The following is a 19,382-nucleotide window of genomic DNA, read 5'->3' on the forward strand; positions in this document are numbered from 1 at the left end:
ATTGGATCAGTCGCAGGCGCGGTGCAGCTTCTGCGCGAGCCATGCCGACACCAGGCACATCGCGGCGCTCATCAGCAGCTGGTCGACGACGCCCACGCCGGCGAATCCCAGCCCCATCGCGAGCAGCGATCCCGCGACCATCGCGCCCGAATTGACGATATTGTTCGCGGCGACGGTGCGTGCGGTCTGGTCCTTGGGCACGGTGGTCGTGAGGAAGGCATAGAGCGGCACGACGAACATGCCGCCACTGATCGCGATGCCGAGCAGGCTGAGCAGCAGCGGAAGGACGTCGGCGTGGTTCAGGAAACCCGATATGCCGTACATCACGCCCGAGGGATCATGTTCCCAGTTGCGGCAGACCCAATAGAAGGCGACGACGAATACGCCCATGACGATGACGCTCGCGGGGCTGTAGCGCGCCGATACCTTCCCCTTGAGCAGCCGGTTCACCGCGACCGAGCCGATCGCGATACCGATCGAGAAGATTGCGAGGAAAAGGCTGGCGACGCTCTTGTCGGCGTGCAGGATATTCTTCACCAGCGGCGGGAACTGGATGAACAGCACCGCACCGATCGTCCAGAAAAAGCTGATCGACAGGATCGCGAGATAGAGGCGCGGGATGTGCATCGTGCCGCGGACGAGCGTGATCGACGAGCGGACGATATGCCAGTCGATGCCGGTTTCTTCATGTTCGGGCGGGGCGGGCGGCACCTTTCGACCGGTCCAATAGCCGATCGCGGCGACGAGCACGACGCCGAGCGCGGCCCATTCGACGTCGATGATCCCGGCGAGGATCGTGCCCGCGAGGATCGCGATATAGGTGCCGGCCTCGACGAGCCCCGTCCCCGCGAGGACCTCGTCGCTTTTCAGATGCTGCGGCAGGATCGCATATTTGATCGGGCCGAAAAAGGTCGAGTGGATGCCCATCGCGAACAGCGCGAGCATCATCAGCGGGATCGCGATCAGGTGGACGGCGAAGCCCAGCCAGGCGAGCACCAGCCCGGCGCCGCCGACGAGCATGATCAATATCTCGCAAAATTTGACGATACGGATGATCCGCGCCTTGTCGCGCGTGTCGGCGAGCTGCCCGGCGAGCGCCGAGAGCAGGAAAAAGGGCAGGATGAACAGGCCTGTTGCGACCGCGCTGAACAATGTTTCGGACGCTTCGTCGTTGAACACGCCGTAAACGACGAACAGCACCATCGCGTTCTTGAACAGATTGTCGTTGAAGGCGCCGAGGAGCTGCGTGACAAAGAGCGGAAGGAACCTGCGTTGTTTCAGCAGCGCAAAGGAACCGGTCATTGAAAATCCATTTTTACAGCCCGACATGTCAACACCGGCTGCCGCCTCAGGCAATTCGGTTGTCGCCGGGGGGGCTTATCGGTTAGGGCATTCGGGGTCAAAGCCGATTTGAAGGACATGCCGACAGCGATCATGCTCAGCCTTCCCAACATCCTGACATTATCACGTATCCTGGCGGTGCCGATCCTGCTGTTTCTGCTGTGGCCCGGGGTGGTTGAAGGGTCGCACCAGCCGAAGCCGATCGACTATGCGCTCGCCTTTGGCTTGTACTGCCTGATGGGCATTACCGATTATTTTGACGGTTATGTTGCACGCTCGCGCGGGATCGTGTCGCGGCTCGGGGCTTTTCTCGATCCGATCGCCGACAAGATCATGATCGCGGCGGTGATCCTGCTGCTGGTCTTCACCCGCGATATCGCCGGCTATCATGTCATCGCCGCGCTGATGATCCTGCTCCGCGAAATCATCGTGTCGGGGCTGCGCGAATTCCTCGCGACGCTGCAGGTGTCGATGCCGGTGACGCAACTCGCCAAATGGAAGACGACGTTCCAGCTCGTCGCGTTCGGCGCGCTGATCCTGGCGGGGGCGCTGCCGCAAATGGCGTGGATCAAGACGGTCGGGCTTGCCTCGTTGTGGGGCGCCGCGGTGCTGACGCTGATCACGGGCTGGGACTATTTGCGCGTTGGCCTGAAGCATATGGATTGAATGTCCGGTGACACTCGATATCGCCTATTTCGCCTGGGTGCGCGAACGCATGGGAGTGGCCGATGAGACGGTCGACCTCCCGGCGAACGTCACCCATGTCGGCGCCTTGGTCGCATGGCTTGCGGCACGCGATGCGCGCGGGCAAATCGCTTTTGCTGAACCGCAGCGCATCCGCGCCGCAATCGACGGCGTGATGATGGGCCTGGACGCGCCGCTTGCCGACGCTCGCGAGGTCGCGCTGTTTCCGCCGGTGACGGGCGGGTGATCCGCGTCCTTGTGCAGTCGGCGGCGATCGACGTCACCGCCGAACTCGACCTGCACGATGCGGGCGGGCATGGCGCGAGCGCGAGCTTCATCGGGCGGGTGCGCGGTGACGGCGACCTGACCGAGCTGTTCCTCGATCATCACCCCGCGATGACTGAGGCTGGGCTGGCCGATCTGGCGCATGCCGCGGCCGATCGCTGGCGACTTTCGGCGCTGACTTTGATTCACCGCGTCGGCGCGATGGTCCCGGGCGAGACGATCGTGTTCATCCTCGCCAGCAGCCCGCACCGCGCCGAGGCGTTGGCCGCCTGCGAATTCCTGATCGACCGGCTGAAAACCGATGTCATGCTGTGGAAGCGCGAGACCTTTGCCGACGGGCGCGTTCAGTGGGTCGAACCGCGCGAAGGCGATCAGGCGCGCGCGGAGAAATGGGGCGCCTAATCCGCCTGATGTTTGCGGAAAATATCGGCGAGCATCCGGAATTCCTCGGCACGCGGGCTGCCCTTGCGCCACACCAGCGCGATCGTGCGCCAGTCATGCTCCGAATCGAGCGGACGGGTGTCGATGTCGGTGTGGTCGAGGATGCCGGCCTCGATCGCCATCTGCGGCAACATCGTAATGCCGAGGCCGTTGTCGACCATCTGGACCAGCGTATGCAGCGAGGTCCCCATCATCCGCGCGCCGGCGCGCAGTTCGGGGCGGTTGCACGCGGCGAGGACATGGTCTTTCAGGCAGTGCCCGTCCTCAAGCATCAGCATCTGCGCGGGGTCGATCTGGTCGGCGCTGACCATCGCGGGCAGATCCTCCGACTGGTCGCCCGGAAAGGCGACGAACAGCGCATCGTCGAACAGATTCTCGGCCTCGACATCGCCGCAGGCGTAGGGGAGGGCGAGCAGCACGCAATCGACCGTGCCGTGGTGCAGCGATTCGCACGCCTGCGCGCTCGGCTCCTCGCGCAGGAAAAGCTTGAGCGACGGGCGTTCCTTGCGGAGCCGCGGCAAGAGGCCGGGGAGGAGGAAGGGGGCGATCGTCGGAATGACGCTCATCCTGAGTTCGCCGACGAGCGGCGCGGCGGCGGCGGCGGCCATGTCCGCCAGTTCCTCGGCCTCGCGCAGCACGCGGTGCGCCTTTTCGACGATCGCGTTGCCGAGCCCTGTGAAGCGGACGACGCGGCGGGTGCGTTCGACGAGCGTCTGGCCCAGCAGCGTTTCGAGTTCGCGGATGCCCGCCGACAGCGTCGACTGGGTGACGTTGCAGGCGTCGGCGGCGCGGCCGAAATGGCCGTGCTCGTGGAGCGCGACGAGATATTGCATCTGTTTCAGCGAGGGGAGGTAATTGTGCATTGATCGAATGTAGCAATTATTGAGAGGATTTTGAACAAGTTTGCCGATTAAAATTCGTGGCCATAATGGCGGCGTTTGTTGTCGTTTTCCGCGCCGTCGTGATAGCTATCCCCGATCAACCGGCGCGGAGGGGCGGATGGCAGTTTCCCGTTTTCTGATTGGCGGCGTGGCGAGCGCGCTGTTGCTGACCGGCGGGCTCTTTATGTGGAAGGGCTATACGCAGATCGCCGAGGAAGAAGTGCTACCCGATCCGCCGCCCGCCTTGCCGGCGATTCCGGTCGTGGCAGCGGGGGCTCCCAAGCGCGGGCCTGCGCCGCCGGCGCTGCCCGCAGCGAAGGAGGCATCGCGCGAAGAGCGGCGTTTCAATCGCTTCGACCGCGACCGCAACGACCGGATCAGCCGCGTCGAGCTGATGTCATCGCGCACCGCGGCCTTCCGCAAGCTCGACAAGGACGGCAATAATCTGCTGACCTTCGAGGAATGGGCGGCGGCGACGGGGCAGCGCTTTGCGGGCGCCGATGGAGACAGGTCGGGCGATCTGACGCGCGCGGAATTCTCGACAACCGCACCGAAGCAGGCGGCAAAGCCGAAATGCAGCTGCTAGGCAGCGACGCCGTCGGCCTGTTTGATCCACGCCGCGAGTGAAACACCGGCGCGCGCGGTATAGCCCAGCTTGCGATCCTTCTTGCGGACATCCTCGGCGAGCGGTGGGAAGAGGCCGAAGTTTACGTTCATCGGCTGATAGCTCGCGGCATCTGCGCCGCCGGTGATGTGGCCAAGCAGCGCGCCGAGTGCGGTTTCGGGCGGCGGCGGTGCGAGGTCGCGTCCCGCGAGCTCCGCGGCGGCAAAGCGCGCGGCGATCAGCCCGATCGCAGCGCTTTCGACATAGCCTTCGCAGCCGGTGATCTGCCCCGCGAAGCGAATGTGCGGCGCCGATTTCAGGCGCAGCTGCGCGTCGAGCAATTCGGGCGAGCGGATGAAGCTGTTACGGTGGAGGCCGCCGAGGCGCGCGAACTCGGCCTTTTCGAGACCAGGGATGGTGCGGAACAGCTCAACCTGCGCGGCATGTTTGAGCTTGGTCTGGAAACCGACCATGTTCCAGAGCGTGCCGAGCGCATTGTCCTGACGCAGCTGAACGACCGCATAGGGCCAGCGCCCGGTGCGCGGATTGTCGAGCCCGACGCCTTTCATCGGGCCGAAGCGCAGCGTTTCGGGACCGCGCTCGGCCATCACCTCGATCGGCATGCAGCCCTCGAAATAGGGCGTGTCCTTTTCCCAGTCCTTGAACTCGGTCTTGTCGCCGTCGACGAGTCCCTGGACGAAGGCGTGATACTGCTCCTTGTCCATCGGGCAGTTGATATAGTCCTTGCCGTCGCCGATCGGCCCGACCTTGTCCCAGCGGCTCGCCATCCAAGCGACGTCCATGTCGATGCTCTCGCGGTAGACGATGGGGGCGATCGCGTCGAAGAAGGCGAGGGCGTCCTTGCCGGTCGCAGCGCCGATACTTGAGGCAAGGCCAGCAGCGGTAAGCGGGCCCGTGGCGACGATCGTCAGGCCTTCCGACGGCAGCGTATCGACGCGTTCGCGGACAATGGTGACGTTCGGGTGATTTTCGAGTGCATGTGTGACACCGCCCGAAAAAAGGTCGCGATCGACCGCGAGCGCCGATCCCGCGGGCACCTTGTGGACGTCGGCCTCGCGCATGATGATCGAACCGAGCGTGCGCATCTCGCGGTGGAGCAGGCCGACGGCATTGCTGTCGCCATCGTCGCTGCGAAAGCTGTTCGAGCAGACCATTTCGGCGAGCGCGTTGCCCTGGTGCGCCGGGGTCATGTCGCCGCTGCCGCGCATTTCGGACAGGCGCACGCGGAACCCAGCCTCGGCGAGCTGCCATGCCGCCTCGGATCCGGCGAGGCCGCCGCCGATGATGTGAATGTCGTATGTCATTTACCGTATCCGTTGACTTGCCCTGCGTGCGCCGCGCACTAGGCCGGTTGAGGACAAGATGCAAAGGGGTGACGATGAACGGGGAACGGAGTTGGGATCGGGCACGCTGGTTGTGGCTGTTGGCACTGGCCGGCGGGATCAGCTTTTTCGTCGCAGTTTTCTTGCGGCTCGACGGCCCCGCAATCTGGGCCTGGAAGACGAGCGGCGTCGGCTTGCTGGCGGTCTGGGCGGCGGTGAATGCACGCGGCAAGAACGGTTGGCTGATCGCAGCCGCCCTCGGTTTCGGCGCGCTCGGCGATTATCTGCTCGATGCGAAGGGGCTCGAGGTCGGTGCCGTGGCGTTCGTGGTCGGACATGTCATCGCGATCACCCTCTATCTGATGAACCGGCGGGCGCAGATGACGCCGTCGCAGCGCCTGCTGGGCTGGCTGGCCATGCCCGCGACGCTGGCGATCGTCTGGGGCATGCTGAGCCCCGCGCCGGGCTGGTGGCACGCCGCCGTCTATTCGCTGTTCGTCGCCGCGATGGCGGCGGCCGCTTGGACCAGCCGCTTTCCGCGCTATCGCACCGGGATGGGCGCAATGATGTTCCTGGCCAGCGATCTGTTCATCTTTGCGGGCGAGGGCGGGGTGCTGTCCAAGGACGTCACAATGTGGCTCGTCTGGCCGCTCTATTTCGCGGGGCAGGCGTTGATCGCATGGGGCGTGGTGGGTACGCTCGCGAAGGAAGCGCGCGGCTGATCAGGAAGGCGGCGCAGCCTCGCCCACGAGTAGCGCCTCGATGTCCGAAACCGGGCGGTCGGTCATTGCCTTGACATGCTCGCCGACGAGGCGGGCGCTCACTTCCTTGTGCCAGAGCGGGCGCAGTTCGCCCATCGTGCGCGCGGGCGCGATCACGACCAGTGCGTCGAACTTGCCCGCAAGCGCCATCGCGTTGATCTTTTCGGCAAGATCGCGCGCGAAGCGGTCCTCCTCCTGTTGGTGGAAATCGGGCTCGCCCATCGTGCCGCCGGGCAGACCGGTCCCGGCAGGGGCGGGCGACTGGCCCGAAGCGTCGGTCTTGATGTCGCTGTCCTTGCGATCTTCGCGTTCCTGATGCGACGTCGTGCGCAGGTCGATCTGCCGCGCGTCGCCTTCATTACGCAGGAACAGGGCCTTTCGGCCATCGGCGACAAGAACGAGGGTGTTGGGGGCGAGAGTCATGATGTTGCTCCTTCTGCGGCAAGCAACGCATGGGCTATCGCGGAAGTTTCGCTATCCGTCCCATGCCGCGATCGTCGTGCGGTGGAGCAGGCGGTCGTAGCCGTCGTAGCCCCCGGTCGCGCGATGAAGTACCGAGCGATTGTCCCACATGATCAGCATGTCGGGTTCCCATTGGTGGCTGTAGCGAAATTCCTCGCGCCCCTGCCACTGGATCATTTCGTAGAGCAAGGGCAGTCCCTCGGCATCGTCGACCCCGTCGAAGCCGATGATATAGCCCGCGCAGCCGAACAGCCCCAGGCGACCCGTCTCGGGATGGGCGCGGACGAACGGGTGAAGCTGCGTGTCGAGCGCCTCCTCGCCCGATCGGATATCCATGCTCCGATCCTTGTCATTCGCACCATACATGCCCGAGGGGGCGTAGCCGGCGCGGGCGCTGTGGATCGCCCGCAGCCCCTCGACGCGCCCGCGAAGGTCGGCGGGCATCGCGTCGAGTGCGGCGTGCTGGTTCGAAAATTCGGTGTTGCCGCCGACCGGCGGGATGGTGATGCCGAACAAACAGGTGCCCGCGGGCGGCCGCGCCTGAAAACTCCAGTCGTTGTGCCAGTTTTCGGCGAAAAGCGGCGCCGTCTCGTCAGCCTTGCGCTTCACCGCGATGATATGCTCGTGGCCCGGGATCGGGCGAATAAACGGATCGTCGCCGAAGCCCCCGAAATAGCCGGTAAAACGCTCAAGATCATCCTCGCTCATCTTCTGATCGGGAAAGGCCAGGACATGATGGTCGAGCCATGCCGCGCGAATTTCGGCAACGGTTTCGGGCGTGAGCGGCTGCGTCAGGTCGACGCCGGTCACGCGCGCGCCGCACGCCTGACCGCTGGGAGTGATGATGAGCGTCATCGTCAGATGCTGCGCCGATCGGGGCGCGGGGTCAATCGGGCGCGGCGATCCAGCGGTCGATCTGCGCTTCGAGCACCGGCAGCGGCACTGAGCCCCGGCCGAGGATGATCTCGTGAAACATGCGCTGGTCGTATCGTGGGCCCAGTGCCGTCCGCGCCCGGTCGCGCAGCGCGAGGATGCGCTGCATTCCGACCTTGTACGAGGTGGCCTGACCCGGGGTGACGAAATAGCGGCGAATTTCGGATCGAATCTTGCCAATCGGCTGCGGCGAATTGGCGGTGTAAAAGGCCAGCGCCTCTGCCTCGCTCCACCCCTTGGCGTGGATTCCGGTGTCGACCACCAGGCGTATGGCGCGCCAGATCTCGCGACCCAGCCGGCCGAAATCGCTGTAGGGATCGGTGTAGAAACCCATCTCCTTCGCAAGCCGTTCGACATAGAGCGCCCAGCCCTCGCCGTAGGCGCCGTAAAAATAATTCTTCCGGAACTCGGGCGTGCCGGTCATTTCCTGTGCGAGGGCGATCTGCATATGATGGCCGGGGTGGCCTTCGTGATAGACGGTGCCCTCGATTTCATAGGTCGGCGTCGCGCGCGTGTCGGCGAGATGGACATAGAAGATGCCCGGTCGCGACCCGTCGAGCGCGGCGGGCGAATAATGCGCCGCGCCGCCCGGCTCCTCGCGAAACGCCTCGACGCGCTTGACGATCAGGTCGGCCTTGGGCAGCCGTCCGAATTGTTCGGGCAGCCGCGCGCGCATGCCGGCGAGATAATCTTCAGCCTTCTTGAGATAGATCGCGCGGCCCGCGTCGTCGTTCGCAACGTAGAAACGGTCGTCGCTGCGCAGGAAGACGAAGAAATCCTCGAGCTTTCCTTCAAATCCGATCTTCGCCTTCAGTGCCTCCATCTCGGCGCGGATGCGCGCGACTTCGGACAGGCCGAGCGCGTGGATTTCGTCGGCGGTCATGTCCGTCGTCGTCTGCAGGCGCAGCATCGCATTATAATAGGCCACGCCATCGGGGAGCGAGCCCGCGCCGCGCGGTTCGGCCGACGCCTTGGACCGGTCGGCGGTGAGCCATGCGTTGAGCCGGTCGTAAGCGGGCTTCATCGACCCGGTCATCGCCGCGGCCGCCTGCGCGATGTAGCGATCGGCCGCGGCGGCGTCGATCTTTCCGGCGGTCACGAGGCCCGTCGCCTTTGTCTTGGCATCGGCGAACAGCGCATTGTCCGCACCGTCGCCGAACGGCGCCCCCGCGATAAGGCGCCCGACGAGTTCGATCGACTGGTCATAGGCGAAGCCGGGCATGCGTACGCCCTTCGCCGCCGACGCCTTGGCGCGTTCGAGATAGGCGTCGAGCGTCGGGCCGAGCGCGGTGACCCGCGCGATATAGGCCTCCATGTCGGCAGGCGTGTCGACGCGGTGCTGGTTGATCAGGAAATTGGGCAGACCGGTATGCGGCCCGTTACGGTCGAAGATATAATTATGCCCGCGCCATTTCGTCGACGCCTCGGCGCGCTCGAGCTCGAGCACCCACATGTCGTAGGAGACCCGCGCGTCCTCGCCGAGTTTCGTGCGATCGAATTGCCGCTTCATCGCGGCAACATTGTCCCGGCGCCACTTGAGCCGCGCCGCCGCCGCCGCATCGCTGGGGTCGGTGAGCCGGTCCTGCTGTTCCTTGCGGCCGAACTGGGTCAGCTGTTCGGGGTCGAGCGCCAGCTCAGCCTCGAAGGCGGCGTCGAGAAAGGCGGTGAGCGCCGCGTCGCTCGTACCGCTCTGGATCGCCGCGCGTGCCGCCGGTGCCGCAACCAGGCTGGCCCCCAGCGCCCATGAGAATTCCCGTCGTGATAGCCGCACCGGACCCCTTTCTCTGTTATTTTCAGAATCATCGGTAACGCGATTGGCGTGCCGCGGCCAAGGCTAAATTGGCCGGTCGCGGGCAGGCCGCTTTTGGCGCCGCCGCGCAGCGCGGACGATCGATGTAGACGCCGCCATGTTTTTTCATCATCTTGATCCGGCGCCGCAACTTTTGCCCCATGCCGGCGAATATGGACATGCTTCATGTCCGAGCTGGAGAACCGCAGATGAAAACCCTGATGAAGATTGCGATGTCGTTTGGCCTTGGCCTGTCACTCGCGGCTATTCCGGCTCAGGGTATCGCCGCCCTCCAGCAGGGCGCGAAGGCGCCCGACTTCACCCTGAACGCTGCGCAGGGTGGCAAGCCCTTCGTCCTGTCATTGAAGCAGACGCTGAAGAAGGGACCCGTCGTGCTCTATTTTTTCCCCGCTGCCTTTACGCCGGGCTGTACGATGGAAGCACATCTGTTTGCCGAATCGAGCGACGGCTTCAACCGGCTGGGCGCCCGGGTCGTTGGCGTCACCGCCGGCAACATCGAGCGCGTCGCCGAATTTTCCAAATCCGAATGCCGCGACAAATTTGCCGTCGCCGCCGATCCGGGTGCGAAGATCGCCGCGAAATATGATTCAACGATGCGGCGCCCCGACGGTACGACGCTCTCCAACCGGACATCCTATGTCATCGCGCCGAACGGAACGATCCTGCTGAGCTACACCGACAGCAAGCCGCAGGCGCATGTCGAAAAGACGATGGCGGCCGTTCGCGCGTGGAAGGCCCGGCAGCGCTGATTTGGGTTCGGGCGTCGATAGCGGTCAACCGCTACTTCGGCGTGCCGCTGTAACCGGCGGCTTTCCGCAGTTCGTTTGCGTCCATCACATAGCCGTCGCTCACCACCGTGACGACGCGGCGGAGCGCGCCGAGGTCTGTCGATGGGTCGCCGTCGACTAAAACCAGATCGGCTTCCTTGCCCACCGCGATCGAGCCCGTCCGCTTGTCGGCGCCGACGACGCGCGCGGGGATGATGGTCGCGCTCTGAATGGCTTCGGCGGGGCTGAAGCCGGCCTGCTTGTAGATTTCGAGTTCGCGGATCAGCTCGATCCCCCAGCCGTCGGTGCCGGCGACGATGGGCACGCCCGCCTTGTGCAGCTTTCCGACCAACTGGACCATTTTCGCATAGCTCTTGCGGTAATCGTCGCGCGTCAGCCCTTCGACCAGCGGATAGCCGCCGGCGGTGAACGTCGAGCGTTCAAGGACGGGCGAAATGATGCCCATATAGGGTGCGTAGGCGGGTTGGGGTTTCCCGCCGTCCTGCGTCAACATGCCCTCGAAGATGACGATCGTCGGATCGACGAGCGTTTTCTTGGCCGCAAGGTCGGCCACGAAACGCGACATCACGGGGCCGTCGAGATCGACATCCTTGAAATAGCGCGCGGGTCCCTCCACGCGCTGCCGCGTGTTCGCCTTGTCGATCACCTCGCGGGGCATCGATTCCATAACCACGAAATTGAGGTGGGTGAGCTCGTCATAGCCCGCGGCGACGGCTTCGCTGGGCTTCATGGTCGCGGGGACATGCCCGTGGACGTGCAGGCCAAGGCGGTGCGCTTCCGCCGCGGCGGGCGCGATCCACGCCGGATTCATCGAGGTGTAGAATTTGACGCCCCACAGGCCGGCGTCTTTGACGCGCCGCACCGCGGCGACGGCCTCCTCGGCGCTGCTGACCACCTCGGCGCCCTGCGCCGCCAGCGGATCCTTCTTGTCGATAATGACCGAGATGAAGGGCTCGCCCATCAGCAGGCTGCCGTCCGCGCGGCGCTTCGTCGCCTCGACCGCGCGGTCGAAGGTCGTTCCGGGGCTGCGGAAGCTGGTGATCCCGTTGGCCATGTTCGAGAGCACGTCCCAATCGTCGCCGATGTGGAGGTGGCTGTCCCAGATGCCCGGCACCAGCGTCTTGCCGCGCCCGTCGATGACTCGCGCTCCGGCGGGCGCTTTCAGCGATCCCGCCGCGCCGATAGCAGCAATCTTGCCGTCCTGCGCGAGCACGGCGCGCGCGGGAAGAAACAAGCCCTTGTCGGCGTCGAACAGCTGGACATTGTCGAACAGCACGGGGGCCTTCGCGGCTGGGGAGAGGAAGCGTTTGGCGATGCCTGCGACGGCTTCGGCGGTCGCCGCTTCCTGTGCGTTGCGCAGCTGTTTCAGCGCGCCCTCATATCCCGCCGGGATCACCGAGATGAAACTGATGTCGGCGAAATAGCGCTTGTTTTCGTCGAGCCAGACGGGGAGCGGCGAGGGCAGGATGCCGCTGACGAAGGCAAGCTGGACCTTCTTGGGGCCGCCGGGACCCTGGATCACCTGTGTCTGGCCGAAAATCATCCGACCCTTGCCGCTCGGCAGGAAATTCAGCCCGGCATCGCCCGCCGCGGCGAGCGCGTCGATCAGCGGGGCGTTCGCGATGCCGACACCGCCGGCGGGGATATACCAGCCGCCGGCAGGCGCTTCGCCCGCGTCATTCGCCGTTTTCCAGGTCGCATGGCCGTTCGCGACGCTAAACTCCTCGGCGGCGTCGCCCGAGGTGGTGATACCGCGGACGGTCAGCGCCTCGATCGCGCCAGCGGATCCGAAGGTCGTGACCTGATCCATCTCGGTGATCCAGCCGCGCAATTCCTGCGACCAGCGATAGGCGGTGCGGCCGTCGGGTAGTTGCCAGCGCCACTGGCTGCCGTGCTGGCCGGCTTCGGACACCACCACATATCGCACCGCGTCGGCGGGCGGCTTCAACAGCTGATCCTTGGGGACGGGTTTCGATTGCGCGACCGGTGCGGCGGTTTCATGCGCATAAACCGGACCGGATGCCGCCGAGGCCAGCAGGGCGGCAATCAAAACGAGGCGCATTTTCTATCTCCCCCAATGCACGGACGGTGCAAAGCCCGACAATGGTAGGAGTATTTCGGCGCGCGAAGCAAGATGCGACCAACGCCGACGAGCGTTCGATTAAAGAGGCGTCGTTCGCGTGTTAGCAGTCGCCCCTCATCGCGGGGCGGCGATTATTGATCGCGCTTCTGCAACCCGACCACCGCGTGGATCGGCAGCTCGGCATAGATATGCGGGAACAGTTCGCCGCCGCGCGCCGGTTCCCAGCGGACCGCGTCGCCGAGGCAGATCAGGTCCACCTCGGCGATCATCAGGCAGCTCTGGTCGGCGAAATATTTGGCGATCGTCGTTTCGAGCTGTTCGGCGGTCGACAGGTGGATATAGCCATCGGCGATATCTACCGGTGCGCCGCGGAACACGCGTTCGCGCTCGAAATCGGCCCATTGCTGCTGGGTCAGCACCTTGAAGGCCGTCGCGGCGGTCATTCGGGCGCCGCCTCGGTCGGGGTTTCGGCCTCGGGTGTTTCGCCTTCGCCACCTTCCGACGGTTCGACCTCTTCCTCGTCGCTCTCCTCGATCAGCGCCGCCGAGACAACATGCTCGTCCTTCGCGACGTCGAACAGGCGTACGCCTGCCGATCCGCGGCCGATGACGCGCATCGAATCAAGCCCCATGCGGATCAGTTTCGCCTGATCGGTCACGAGCATCAGCTGATGCACCTTGGTCGCGGGGAAGCTGGCGACGACAAGGCCGTTGCGCGCGATATTGTCGATATTGGTGATGCCCTGACCACCGCGGCCCGTGCGGCGATATTCATAAGCCGACGACAATTTGCCATATCCGTTGGCGCAGATGGTCAGGATGAACTGCTCGCGCGCGGCGAGTTCGGCCATGCGCTCGCCATCGAGCGTCGGTTCGTTCTCATTATCCTTCCACGGTGCGGCGCGCAGATAGGCTTCGCGTTCGTCGCCGGTGGTACCGACGCGGTGGAGGATCGAGAGCGAGATCACCTCGTCGCCCTCGGCGAGGCGCATGCCGCGCACACCGGTCGAATTGCGGCTCTGGAATTCGCGGACGTCGTCGCCGGCAAAGCGGATCGCCTTGCCCTGACGCGTCGCGAGCAGCACATCGTCGCTTTCGTCGAGCAAGGCGACGCCGATCAGGCGATCGTCTTCGTCCTCGCCCTCGAACTTCATCGCGATCTTGCCGTTCGAGGGCACATTGGTGAAAGCGTCCATGCTGTTACGACGCACGCTGCCCTTCGCGGTTGCGAACATGACGTGCAGCTTGCCCCATTCGGCTTCGTCCTCGGGAAGCGGGAGCACGGTCGAGATCGTCTCGCCCTGCGCGAGCGGCAGCAGGTTGATCATCGGGCGGCCGCGCGTCGCCGGCCCGCCTTCGGGCAGGCGCCACACCTTCATGCGGTAAACCTTGCCCGCGGTCGAGAAGAAGAGCACGGGCGTGTGCGTCGAGGTGACGAACAGTTCGGTGACCACATCCTCGTCCTTCGTCGCCATACCGGCGCGGCCCTTGCCGCCGCGGCGCTGGGCACGGAAGGTGTCGAGCGGGGTGCGCTTGATATAGCCGTCGAGCGTGACGGTGACGACCATCTCCTCGCGCTCGATCAGATCCTCGTCGTCGATGCCGTCGGCGGCGGGGGCGAGCAGTGTGCGGCGCGGGGTCGCGAATTCCTCGCGCACAGCAACCAACTCCTCGCGCATCACGCCATAGAGTTTGACGCGGTCGGCGAGGATCGAAAGCAGCTCCTCAATCTCGGTCGCCAACTCACCGAGTTCCTTGCCAATTTCGTCGCGGCCAAGCGCGGTGAGGCGGTGGAGGCGCAGGTCGAGGATGGCCTTTACCTGCACTTCGGAGAGGCGGTAGGTCGCGCTTTCCTCCATCTCGCCCTCGATCGCTTCGACGAGGCGGATGTAGGGGGCGATTTCGCCGATCGGCCATTCGCGCAAGAGCAGCGCTTCGCGGGCGGCGGCAGGCGAGTTCGAGCCGCGGATGATGCGGACGACTTCGTCGAGATTGCTGACCGCGACGACGAGGCCGAGCAAGATATGCGCACGGTCACGCGCCTTTGCGAGTTCGAACTTGCAGCGGCGGGTGATCACTTCCTCGCGGAAAGTGATGAAGGCCGAAAGAATATCCTTCAGCCCCATCATTTCGGGGCGGCCGCCACGGATCGCGAGCATGTTCGCGGGGAAGCTCGACTGCGCCGGGGTGTGGCGCCAGAGCTGGTTGAGAACGACCTCGGCGGTCGCGTCGCGCTTCAGCTCGATAACGACGCGCACGCCCTCGCGGTTCGATTCGTCGCGAATGTCGGCGACGCCCTCGATGCGCTTGTCGCGCGCGGCTTCGGCGATCTTCTCGACCAGCCCCGACTTGCCGACCTGGAAAGGAATCGACGTCAGAACAATCGATTGGCGGTCGTTCCGGCCTTCCTCGATGATGTGCGTCGCGCGCATCATAATCGAGCCGCGGCCCGTGGCATAAGCGTTACGCGCGCCGCCCTGGCCGAGCATCATCGCGCCGGTCGGGAAATCGGGACCGGGGACGATCGCCATCAATTCCTCGAGCGTGACGGGTTCGCCGCCTTCGAGCTGGCGGTCGATCATCGCGAGCGTCGCGTCGATGATTTCGCCGAGGTTGTGCGGCGGGATATTGGTCGCCATGCCGACCGCGATGCCGCCGGCGCCGTTGACGAGCAGGTTCGGGAAGCGCGCCGGGAGCACCGTCGGCTCATCACGGCTCGCATCATAGTTGGGCTGGAAGTCGACGGTATCCTTGTCGAGATCGTTCAGCAGCACCATCGCGGTCTTCGCGAGGCGCGCTTCGGTGTATCGCATCGACGCCGGCGGATCGGGGTCCATCGAACCGAAATTGCCCTGACCGTCGATCAGCGGCACGCGCAGCGACCAGTCCTGCGTCATGCGCGCGAGCGCGTCATAGATCGCGCTGTCGCCATGGGGGTGATAGTTACCCATCACGTCGCCGACGATCTTCGCCGATTTCTTGTACGGGCGGCCCGGGATGAAGCCGCCTTCCTGCGCCGCGTAAAGAATGCGGCGGTGCACCGGCTTCAGCCCGTCGCGCACGTCGGGCAGCGCGCGGCTGACGATCACGCTCATCGCGTAATCGAGGTACGAAGTCTTCATTTCGTCGACGATGTTGATCGGCGAAACGCCATCCTCGGACGGCGGCGTAGGCGTATTTTCTTCGGTCAAGACCCGGCCTTTTTTCTGCTTTTCGGGAGATGATTTTTTCCTAGCCGATGGTGGGTGGAAAGGCCAGCGATTCGGTCATTTTTCCGCTATTTTTTTGCGCGCAGAAATGGCGCGTAAAGTGCGGGAAAATGGGGTGAAGGCGTGGCGTCATCGGGCGCCATTGCGGGGCTTGCCAATCGCTTCGTCGTCCCTAAAGCTGCGCGCCGATGACCGCTGTTATATACCCCCGGCGCCGATGGCCCTGATTGCGCTGGTCGGCGCCAGCGAAACGCTGCCCGACGGGTCGCTCCGCGCGCTCGTCACCGTGGCGGGCGAGACGTTGATCGAGCGGCAGGCGGCGCGTCTTTCCGACGCCGGCGTGACGCATATCGCCGTTGCGGTCGGCGCGGTTCCCGCCGAATTGCTGGCAACGTGCGACCGCATCCGCCGCCGAGGGCTGAAGGTGACGGCGGTGCGCGCCGCCGCCGACCTGATGGGACTGGTCGAGCCCGACGACCGCATCATCCTGGTCGCCGACGGCCTGCGGGCGGGCGGGACGCATTATGCCGCGATCGCCCGGCCCGGATCGCCGGCGATCCTCGTGACCGGCGATACACCGCTGACGCAGGGGTTCGAGCGGATCGACGCGACCCGGCGCTGGGGCGGGCTTGCGTGTATTTCGGAACCGATGGTCGCTGAACTCGCGGCGATGCCCGGCGAGTGGGACATGATGCTGACGCTGCTGCGCCTCGCGGTGCAATCGGGCGCACGGCGGCTTTACTGCGAGCCCGCGCTGTTCGAACAGGGCGAGATCGCGATCGTCGCCGATCGCCCCACCGCGGCGTTGATCGAGCAGTCGAGCCTGCAACAGGTCGAATATGGCGGCATGGGGCTCGGCCGTTCGGCGATTATGATGCCGCTGATCCGGCTTGCGGGTCCTTTGCTGGTCAAATCGCCCGCGACCGCGCGCTATCTGCCCTATGTCACCGCGTTGCAGTGGGTGATCGTTGGATTGCTGGCGGCGACAGGGCTCGCCGCGGCGGGAGCGCTGGTGGCGATCTTCGGCGGGCTCGGCCTGGCCGCGATGCGCTTTCTGTCGGCCTTTCGCGCCGAAAGCGCAGCGCAGGACCGGACGCGCGAGGTGATCCGTACCTTTGCATGGGTGCTGCTCGCGATTTTCCCGTGGCTGCTGTCGCTTGCAGGGCCGGCGCACCGGATGCCGCCGTTTTCGGAGGCCGCGCTCGCGCCGTGTCTCGCCGCAACCATCCTGCTTGCACGTTGGCTTTACGAGGACTCGGGCGAGCGCCGCCGGTTCCACTGGCTACTGCCTGACGCCGACCAGGCGTGGATCATGCTCGCCCCCGCGCTGTTGTTCGGGGTCGCTCCATTGATGTTCGCTATCCTGCCGCTGCTCGCGCTGCTCCAGATATTGCTCTGGCTGCGGCTCGCGCGGCGCCCGGAAGGGCGCTAGAACAATGGCCTTGAAGGTTTAAGGCCTATTAACGTCATGCTGTTATTGGCGGATACGCATGAGTGAATCCGTCTCCTCTCCCGGCATCGACCCGCCGTCGCCGACGCTGTCGGCGCGCCTGCGCGAGCTGGCGGGCTATTTGGCGGCGCCGGCGGCGGGACGGCTGACCGAGGAGCAGCGCGCGCTGTCGCTGGGTGTCGCGCGCCGGCTGGTCGTCGATGTCGCGGGAAGGCTCGATCCCCGTATCGATCCGGGCCTCTTGTGGAACGAGTGGCTGCGCGGCGGATTGCCGTGTGCGGCGCGGCTCGCGGGTGTTTGTTTCGCGCGCGCCGAGGAGCATCGCTGGCGCGAGCAATCGGGGCAACGAACCAGCCCGCCGCCGGTCCTGTCCGAACCCGAAACGGCGCACGCCGATGTACCCGCGGAAAGCGAACCACTGTCCGATGTCGACCGCGCCTATTTGGCGCTGCAGATCGCCGACCGCCGCCGCTTTGACGCGCTGGGCAACCCCGCGCTCGCGATCGCCGATCTCGACGGCGAAACGTTCCGCGCGCTGCTGCTCGATATCGCCGCGTGGCGGCTGGCCGAGGTGAGCGGGGACAAGCGCCGCGCCGCCGACCTGGGCGACGCGGTGCGCATCGCGATCGAGCGGCAGGCCGGCGAAACCGGCATGGCGCATGCGGGACAGGCCTATTACGAGATTTTGGGTGCGGCGTTGCCCGGCGCGGCCGCTGCCGCGATCGCACGCCACAATTGGCCAACGCTGATCGCGCTCGCCGCGTCGGCGCACAGCCGCACCTATGACGATATGGCGATGACGCTCCTGACGGCTGAAACCGCTGCGCTGCCGTCGCTGCTCGCACCGTTGCGCCTCGATCACGCCGCGCTGGCGCCGCTTGAGGCGTCGCTGGTTATGCTGCCCGCGCGCGCGGTGGCCGATGTGAGCAACGATGAGTGAGCGCATCATCCGGGGCCGGGTCGACCGGTCGGGCGCGCTCGTCAGCGCCGATACGCCGTTGCTGCGCCTGCAACAGCGTGCGGGCGCGGGGCTCGACAAGCCGCTCGCGCTGCCGCATCTCGCGCGGCTCGTCGCGCTGGCGCAGCGGCTGCATCGCGACATCAGCCGGCCGCTATACGCCGCGGACGATCACAGCGACATCCACGCGCTCGTCCGCATCACGCCCGATGCCGACGGAGCCAGTCTCGAGATCAGCGACTGGCGCACGCGCCCGGTGGCGCAGCCGCAGGTGCCCGCGATTGCCGATAATGCCGCCGTACCGCAAAGCTGGACGTGGGAATGCGACCAGCAGCTGCGCCTGGTCGCACTGCACGCCGCGCCCGATGCGCCCGCCATTCCGGGCGGTTGGGAAGGCCGCTCGCTGTCGGAGCTGTTCGAACTTCAGCCTGACGAAGACGGGCGCTTTCCGGTCTTGCGTGCGTTGGCACGCCAGTCGCGCTTTGAAAGCCAGCGCGTGCAGGCGGCGGGGATCGCGATGATCTTATCGGGCGAAGCCTTGTTCGACGCCACGGGGCGTTTCACGGGGTTTCGCGGGCTTGCCGTCGTCGCCGAAGACCAAATGTCCGCCGAACCAAAGGGCGCTGCCACGCTGGTCGATCCGGCGTTCGGGTCGCTCCCGCTGTCCGATCCGCAGTTCGGCCGCCGCATCGATGGCGCGCTGCGCGGTCCGCTGAGCCGGATCATCGCGACGGCGGAGACGATTTCGGGGCAGTTCGACGGCCCGATTCGCGCCGATTATGCGCGCTACGCCGGCGATATTGCGCATGCGGGGCGGCATCTGCTCGGCCTCGTCGACGATCTCGCCGATCTTCAGAATATCGAGCGGCCCGGGTTCAAGGCGGCGGCCGACGAAATCGACCTGGGCGATCTCGCGCGCCGTGCGGTCGGCCTGCTCGGCATGAAGGCCGAGGAAAAGGGCATCCGCATCGACGCGCCGCGCACCGACGACCGGGCACCGGCCACCGGCGAGTTCCGCCGCGTTTTGCAGGTGCTGCTCAACCTGCTCGGCAATGCCATCCGCTATTCGCCCGATAACTCGCAAATCTGGATCCGTGTCGACCGCGAGGGCGACCGCGCGATGGTTACCGTCGCCGACCAGGGGCAGGGGATCGATGCCGAGCAGCAGGCCGTGGTGTTCGAGAAGTTCGAGCGGCTCGGCCGCACCGACAGTGGCGGTTCGGGCCTCGGCCTCTATATCGCCCGCCGCCTGGCGCGCGCGATGGACGGCGAATTGACCGTCGACAGCGCGCCGGGGCAGGGCGCGCGCTTCACGCTGAGCCTGCCGGCGCGCGACGCCTGAATCGAAAC

At 65.6% G+C, this 19,382-nt stretch carries 19 protein-coding genes; 9 read left to right on the top strand and 10 right to left on the bottom strand.

Annotated features, from left to right (window positions below; all coding sequences use genetic code 11):
- Positions 1 to 6 precede the first annotated feature (6 nt).
- Entirely contained in the window at positions 7 to 1,302 is a 1,296-nt protein-coding gene (locus V8J55_RS13165; protein ID WP_336446087.1) for an MFS transporter, read from the bottom strand.
- Positions 1,303 to 1,434: 132 nt separating this feature from the next.
- Here V8J55_RS13165 and pgsA point away from each other — a divergent pair, with 132 nt between their 5' ends.
- Genes pgsA through V8J55_RS13180 form a run of 3 tightly spaced genes read left to right on the top strand, consistent with a single transcriptional unit; the run spans position 1,435 to position 2,712 of the window.
- Complete coding sequence (pgsA, locus tag V8J55_RS13170; RefSeq protein ID WP_137888794.1) at positions 1,435 to 2,007, top strand: CDP-diacylglycerol--glycerol-3-phosphate 3-phosphatidyltransferase; 573 nt, start codon at positions 1,435 to 1,437, stop codon at positions 2,005 to 2,007.
- 7 nt (positions 2,008 to 2,014) lie between these two features.
- Positions 2,015 to 2,272 carry a molybdopterin converting factor subunit 1 gene (gene moaD, locus V8J55_RS13175; RefSeq protein WP_336446088.1) on the top strand — a complete coding sequence of 86 codons (258 nt, stop codon included), beginning with the start codon at positions 2,015 to 2,017 and terminating at the stop codon, positions 2,270 to 2,272.
- Positions 2,269 to 2,712, top strand: a complete 444-nt coding sequence (locus V8J55_RS13180) for a molybdenum cofactor biosynthesis protein MoaE (protein ID WP_336446089.1) — start codon at positions 2,269 to 2,271, stop codon at positions 2,710 to 2,712. The genes moaD and V8J55_RS13180 overlap by 4 nt, the downstream gene beginning before the upstream one ends.
- On the opposite strand, the gene V8J55_RS13185 is transcribed toward V8J55_RS13180, so the two are convergent.
- Complete coding sequence (locus V8J55_RS13185) at positions 2,709 to 3,614, bottom strand: hydrogen peroxide-inducible genes activator (protein ID WP_037515322.1); 906 nt, start codon at positions 3,612 to 3,614, stop codon at positions 2,709 to 2,711. The two genes, V8J55_RS13180 and V8J55_RS13185, sit on opposite strands and share 4 nt — an antisense overlap.
- Before the next feature lie 136 nt (positions 3,615 to 3,750).
- Here V8J55_RS13185 and V8J55_RS13190 point away from each other — a divergent pair, with 136 nt between their 5' ends.
- Complete coding sequence (locus tag V8J55_RS13190; RefSeq protein WP_336446090.1) at positions 3,751 to 4,218, top strand: hypothetical protein; 468 nt, start codon at positions 3,751 to 3,753, stop codon at positions 4,216 to 4,218.
- Here V8J55_RS13190 and trmFO read toward each other — a convergent pair.
- Positions 4,215 to 5,561, bottom strand: coding sequence for a methylenetetrahydrofolate--tRNA-(uracil(54)-C(5))-methyltransferase (FADH(2)-oxidizing) TrmFO (gene trmFO, locus V8J55_RS13195; RefSeq protein ID WP_336446091.1), 1,347 nt, complete (start codon positions 5,559 to 5,561; stop codon positions 4,215 to 4,217). The genes V8J55_RS13190 and trmFO overlap by 4 nt on opposite strands.
- A 74-nt stretch (positions 5,562 to 5,635) precedes the next feature.
- Between trmFO and V8J55_RS13200 the strand changes: the two genes are divergently transcribed.
- Positions 5,636 to 6,301 carry a lysoplasmalogenase gene (locus V8J55_RS13200; RefSeq protein ID WP_336446092.1) on the top strand — a complete coding sequence of 222 codons (666 nt, stop codon included), beginning with the start codon at positions 5,636 to 5,638 and terminating at the stop codon, positions 6,299 to 6,301.
- On the opposite strand, the gene V8J55_RS13205 is transcribed toward V8J55_RS13200, so the two are convergent.
- Genes V8J55_RS13205 through V8J55_RS13220 form a run of 4 tightly spaced genes read right to left on the bottom strand, consistent with a single transcriptional unit; the run spans position 6,302 to position 9,705 of the window.
- On the bottom strand, positions 6,302 to 6,763 hold the full coding sequence (locus V8J55_RS13205) for a host attachment family protein (protein WP_336446093.1): 462 nt from the start codon (positions 6,761 to 6,763) through the stop codon (positions 6,302 to 6,304).
- 51 nt (positions 6,764 to 6,814) lie between these two features.
- A complete protein-coding gene (locus V8J55_RS13210; RefSeq protein ID WP_336446094.1) occupies positions 6,815 to 7,657 on the bottom strand; it encodes a TauD/TfdA dioxygenase family protein in 843 nt (280 codons plus the stop codon).
- 31 nt (positions 7,658 to 7,688) lie between these two features.
- The gene (locus tag V8J55_RS13215; RefSeq protein WP_336446095.1) at positions 7,689 to 9,506 is read right to left on the bottom strand and encodes a DUF885 domain-containing protein; all 1,818 of its coding nucleotides are present in this window, start codon (positions 9,504 to 9,506) and stop codon (positions 7,689 to 7,691) included.
- A 28-nt stretch (positions 9,507 to 9,534) separates the two neighbouring features.
- The gene (locus V8J55_RS13220; RefSeq protein WP_336446096.1) at positions 9,535 to 9,705 is read right to left on the bottom strand and encodes a hypothetical protein; all 171 of its coding nucleotides are present in this window, start codon (positions 9,703 to 9,705) and stop codon (positions 9,535 to 9,537) included.
- 28 nt (positions 9,706 to 9,733) lie between these two features.
- Here V8J55_RS13220 and V8J55_RS13225 point away from each other — a divergent pair, with 28 nt between their 5' ends.
- The gene (locus V8J55_RS13225; RefSeq protein ID WP_336446097.1) at positions 9,734 to 10,294 is read left to right on the top strand and encodes a peroxiredoxin; all 561 of its coding nucleotides are present in this window, start codon (positions 9,734 to 9,736) and stop codon (positions 10,292 to 10,294) included.
- 31 nt (positions 10,295 to 10,325) lie between these two features.
- On the opposite strand, the gene V8J55_RS13230 is transcribed toward V8J55_RS13225, so the two are convergent.
- From V8J55_RS13230 to gyrA, 3 genes are all read right to left on the bottom strand, one after another.
- Positions 10,326 to 12,395: an amidohydrolase family protein gene (locus V8J55_RS13230; RefSeq protein WP_336446098.1), complete on the bottom strand. Its 2,070-nt coding sequence runs from the start codon at positions 12,393 to 12,395 to the stop codon at positions 10,326 to 10,328.
- 152 nt (positions 12,396 to 12,547) lie between these two features.
- Positions 12,548 to 12,859: a DUF952 domain-containing protein gene (locus V8J55_RS13235; protein ID WP_336446100.1), complete on the bottom strand. Its 312-nt coding sequence runs from the start codon at positions 12,857 to 12,859 to the stop codon at positions 12,548 to 12,550.
- On the bottom strand, positions 12,856 to 15,537 hold the full coding sequence (gene gyrA, locus V8J55_RS13240) for a DNA gyrase subunit A (RefSeq protein ID WP_443030831.1): 2,682 nt from the start codon (positions 15,535 to 15,537) through the stop codon (positions 12,856 to 12,858). The genes V8J55_RS13235 and gyrA overlap by 4 nt, the downstream gene beginning before the upstream one ends.
- A 304-nt stretch (positions 15,538 to 15,841) precedes the next feature.
- On the opposite strand from gyrA, the gene V8J55_RS13245 reads away from it, so the two are divergent.
- From V8J55_RS13245 to V8J55_RS13255, 3 genes are read left to right on the top strand one after another with little or no spacing between them, the layout of a single operon-like run.
- The gene (locus V8J55_RS13245) at positions 15,842 to 17,056 is read left to right on the top strand and encodes a hypothetical protein (RefSeq protein WP_336446102.1); all 1,215 of its coding nucleotides are present in this window, start codon (positions 15,842 to 15,844) and stop codon (positions 17,054 to 17,056) included.
- 58 nt (positions 17,057 to 17,114) lie between these two features.
- Positions 17,115 to 18,014, top strand: a complete 900-nt coding sequence (locus V8J55_RS13250; RefSeq protein WP_336446103.1) for a hypothetical protein — start codon at positions 17,115 to 17,117, stop codon at positions 18,012 to 18,014.
- Positions 18,007 to 19,374 carry a sensor histidine kinase gene (locus tag V8J55_RS13255; protein ID WP_336446104.1) on the top strand — a complete coding sequence of 456 codons (1,368 nt, stop codon included), beginning with the start codon at positions 18,007 to 18,009 and terminating at the stop codon, positions 19,372 to 19,374. The genes V8J55_RS13250 and V8J55_RS13255 overlap by 8 nt, the downstream gene beginning before the upstream one ends.
- Positions 19,375 to 19,382 lie beyond the last annotated feature (8 nt).

It is taken from the genome of Sphingopyxis sp. CCNWLW2, from assembly GCF_037095755.1.
Taxonomy (GTDB): domain Bacteria; phylum Pseudomonadota; class Alphaproteobacteria; order Sphingomonadales; family Sphingomonadaceae; genus Sphingopyxis.

Bases quoted from the DNA above. Each gene is read 5' to 3' on its own strand.
- V8J55_RS13165 (WP_336446087.1), bottom strand. From the start codon at position 1,302: ATGACCGGTTCCTTTGCGCTGCTGAAACAACGCAGGTTCCTTCCGCTC.
- pgsA (WP_137888794.1), top strand. From the start codon at position 1,435: ATGCTCAGCCTTCCCAACATCCTGACATTATCACGTATCCTGGCGGTG.
- V8J55_RS13185 (WP_037515322.1), bottom strand. From the start codon at position 3,614: ATGCACAATTACCTCCCCTCGCTGAAACAGATGCAATATCTCGTCGCG.
- V8J55_RS13190 (WP_336446090.1), top strand. From the start codon at position 3,751: ATGGCAGTTTCCCGTTTTCTGATTGGCGGCGTGGCGAGCGCGCTGTTG.
- trmFO (WP_336446091.1), bottom strand. From the start codon at position 5,561: ATGACATACGACATTCACATCATCGGCGGCGGCCTCGCCGGATCCGAG.
- V8J55_RS13200 (WP_336446092.1), top strand. From the start codon at position 5,636: ATGAACGGGGAACGGAGTTGGGATCGGGCACGCTGGTTGTGGCTGTTG.
- V8J55_RS13205 (WP_336446093.1), bottom strand. From the start codon at position 6,763: ATGACTCTCGCCCCCAACACCCTCGTTCTTGTCGCCGATGGCCGAAAG.
- V8J55_RS13210 (WP_336446094.1), bottom strand. From the start codon at position 7,657: ATGACGCTCATCATCACTCCCAGCGGTCAGGCGTGCGGCGCGCGCGTG.
- V8J55_RS13220 (WP_336446096.1), bottom strand. From the start codon at position 9,705: ATGTCCATATTCGCCGGCATGGGGCAAAAGTTGCGGCGCCGGATCAAG.
- V8J55_RS13225 (WP_336446097.1), top strand. From the start codon at position 9,734: ATGAAAACCCTGATGAAGATTGCGATGTCGTTTGGCCTTGGCCTGTCA.
- V8J55_RS13230 (WP_336446098.1), bottom strand. From the start codon at position 12,395: ATGCGCCTCGTTTTGATTGCCGCCCTGCTGGCCTCGGCGGCATCCGGT.
- V8J55_RS13235 (WP_336446100.1), bottom strand. From the start codon at position 12,859: ATGACCGCCGCGACGGCCTTCAAGGTGCTGACCCAGCAGCAATGGGCC.
- gyrA (WP_443030831.1), bottom strand. From the start codon at position 15,537: ATGAAGACTTCGTACCTCGATTACGCGATGAGCGTGATCGTCAGCCGC.
- V8J55_RS13245 (WP_336446102.1), top strand. From the start codon at position 15,842: ATGGCCCTGATTGCGCTGGTCGGCGCCAGCGAAACGCTGCCCGACGGG.
- V8J55_RS13250 (WP_336446103.1), top strand. From the start codon at position 17,115: ATGAGTGAATCCGTCTCCTCTCCCGGCATCGACCCGCCGTCGCCGACG.
- V8J55_RS13255 (WP_336446104.1), top strand. From the start codon at position 18,007: ATGAGTGAGCGCATCATCCGGGGCCGGGTCGACCGGTCGGGCGCGCTC.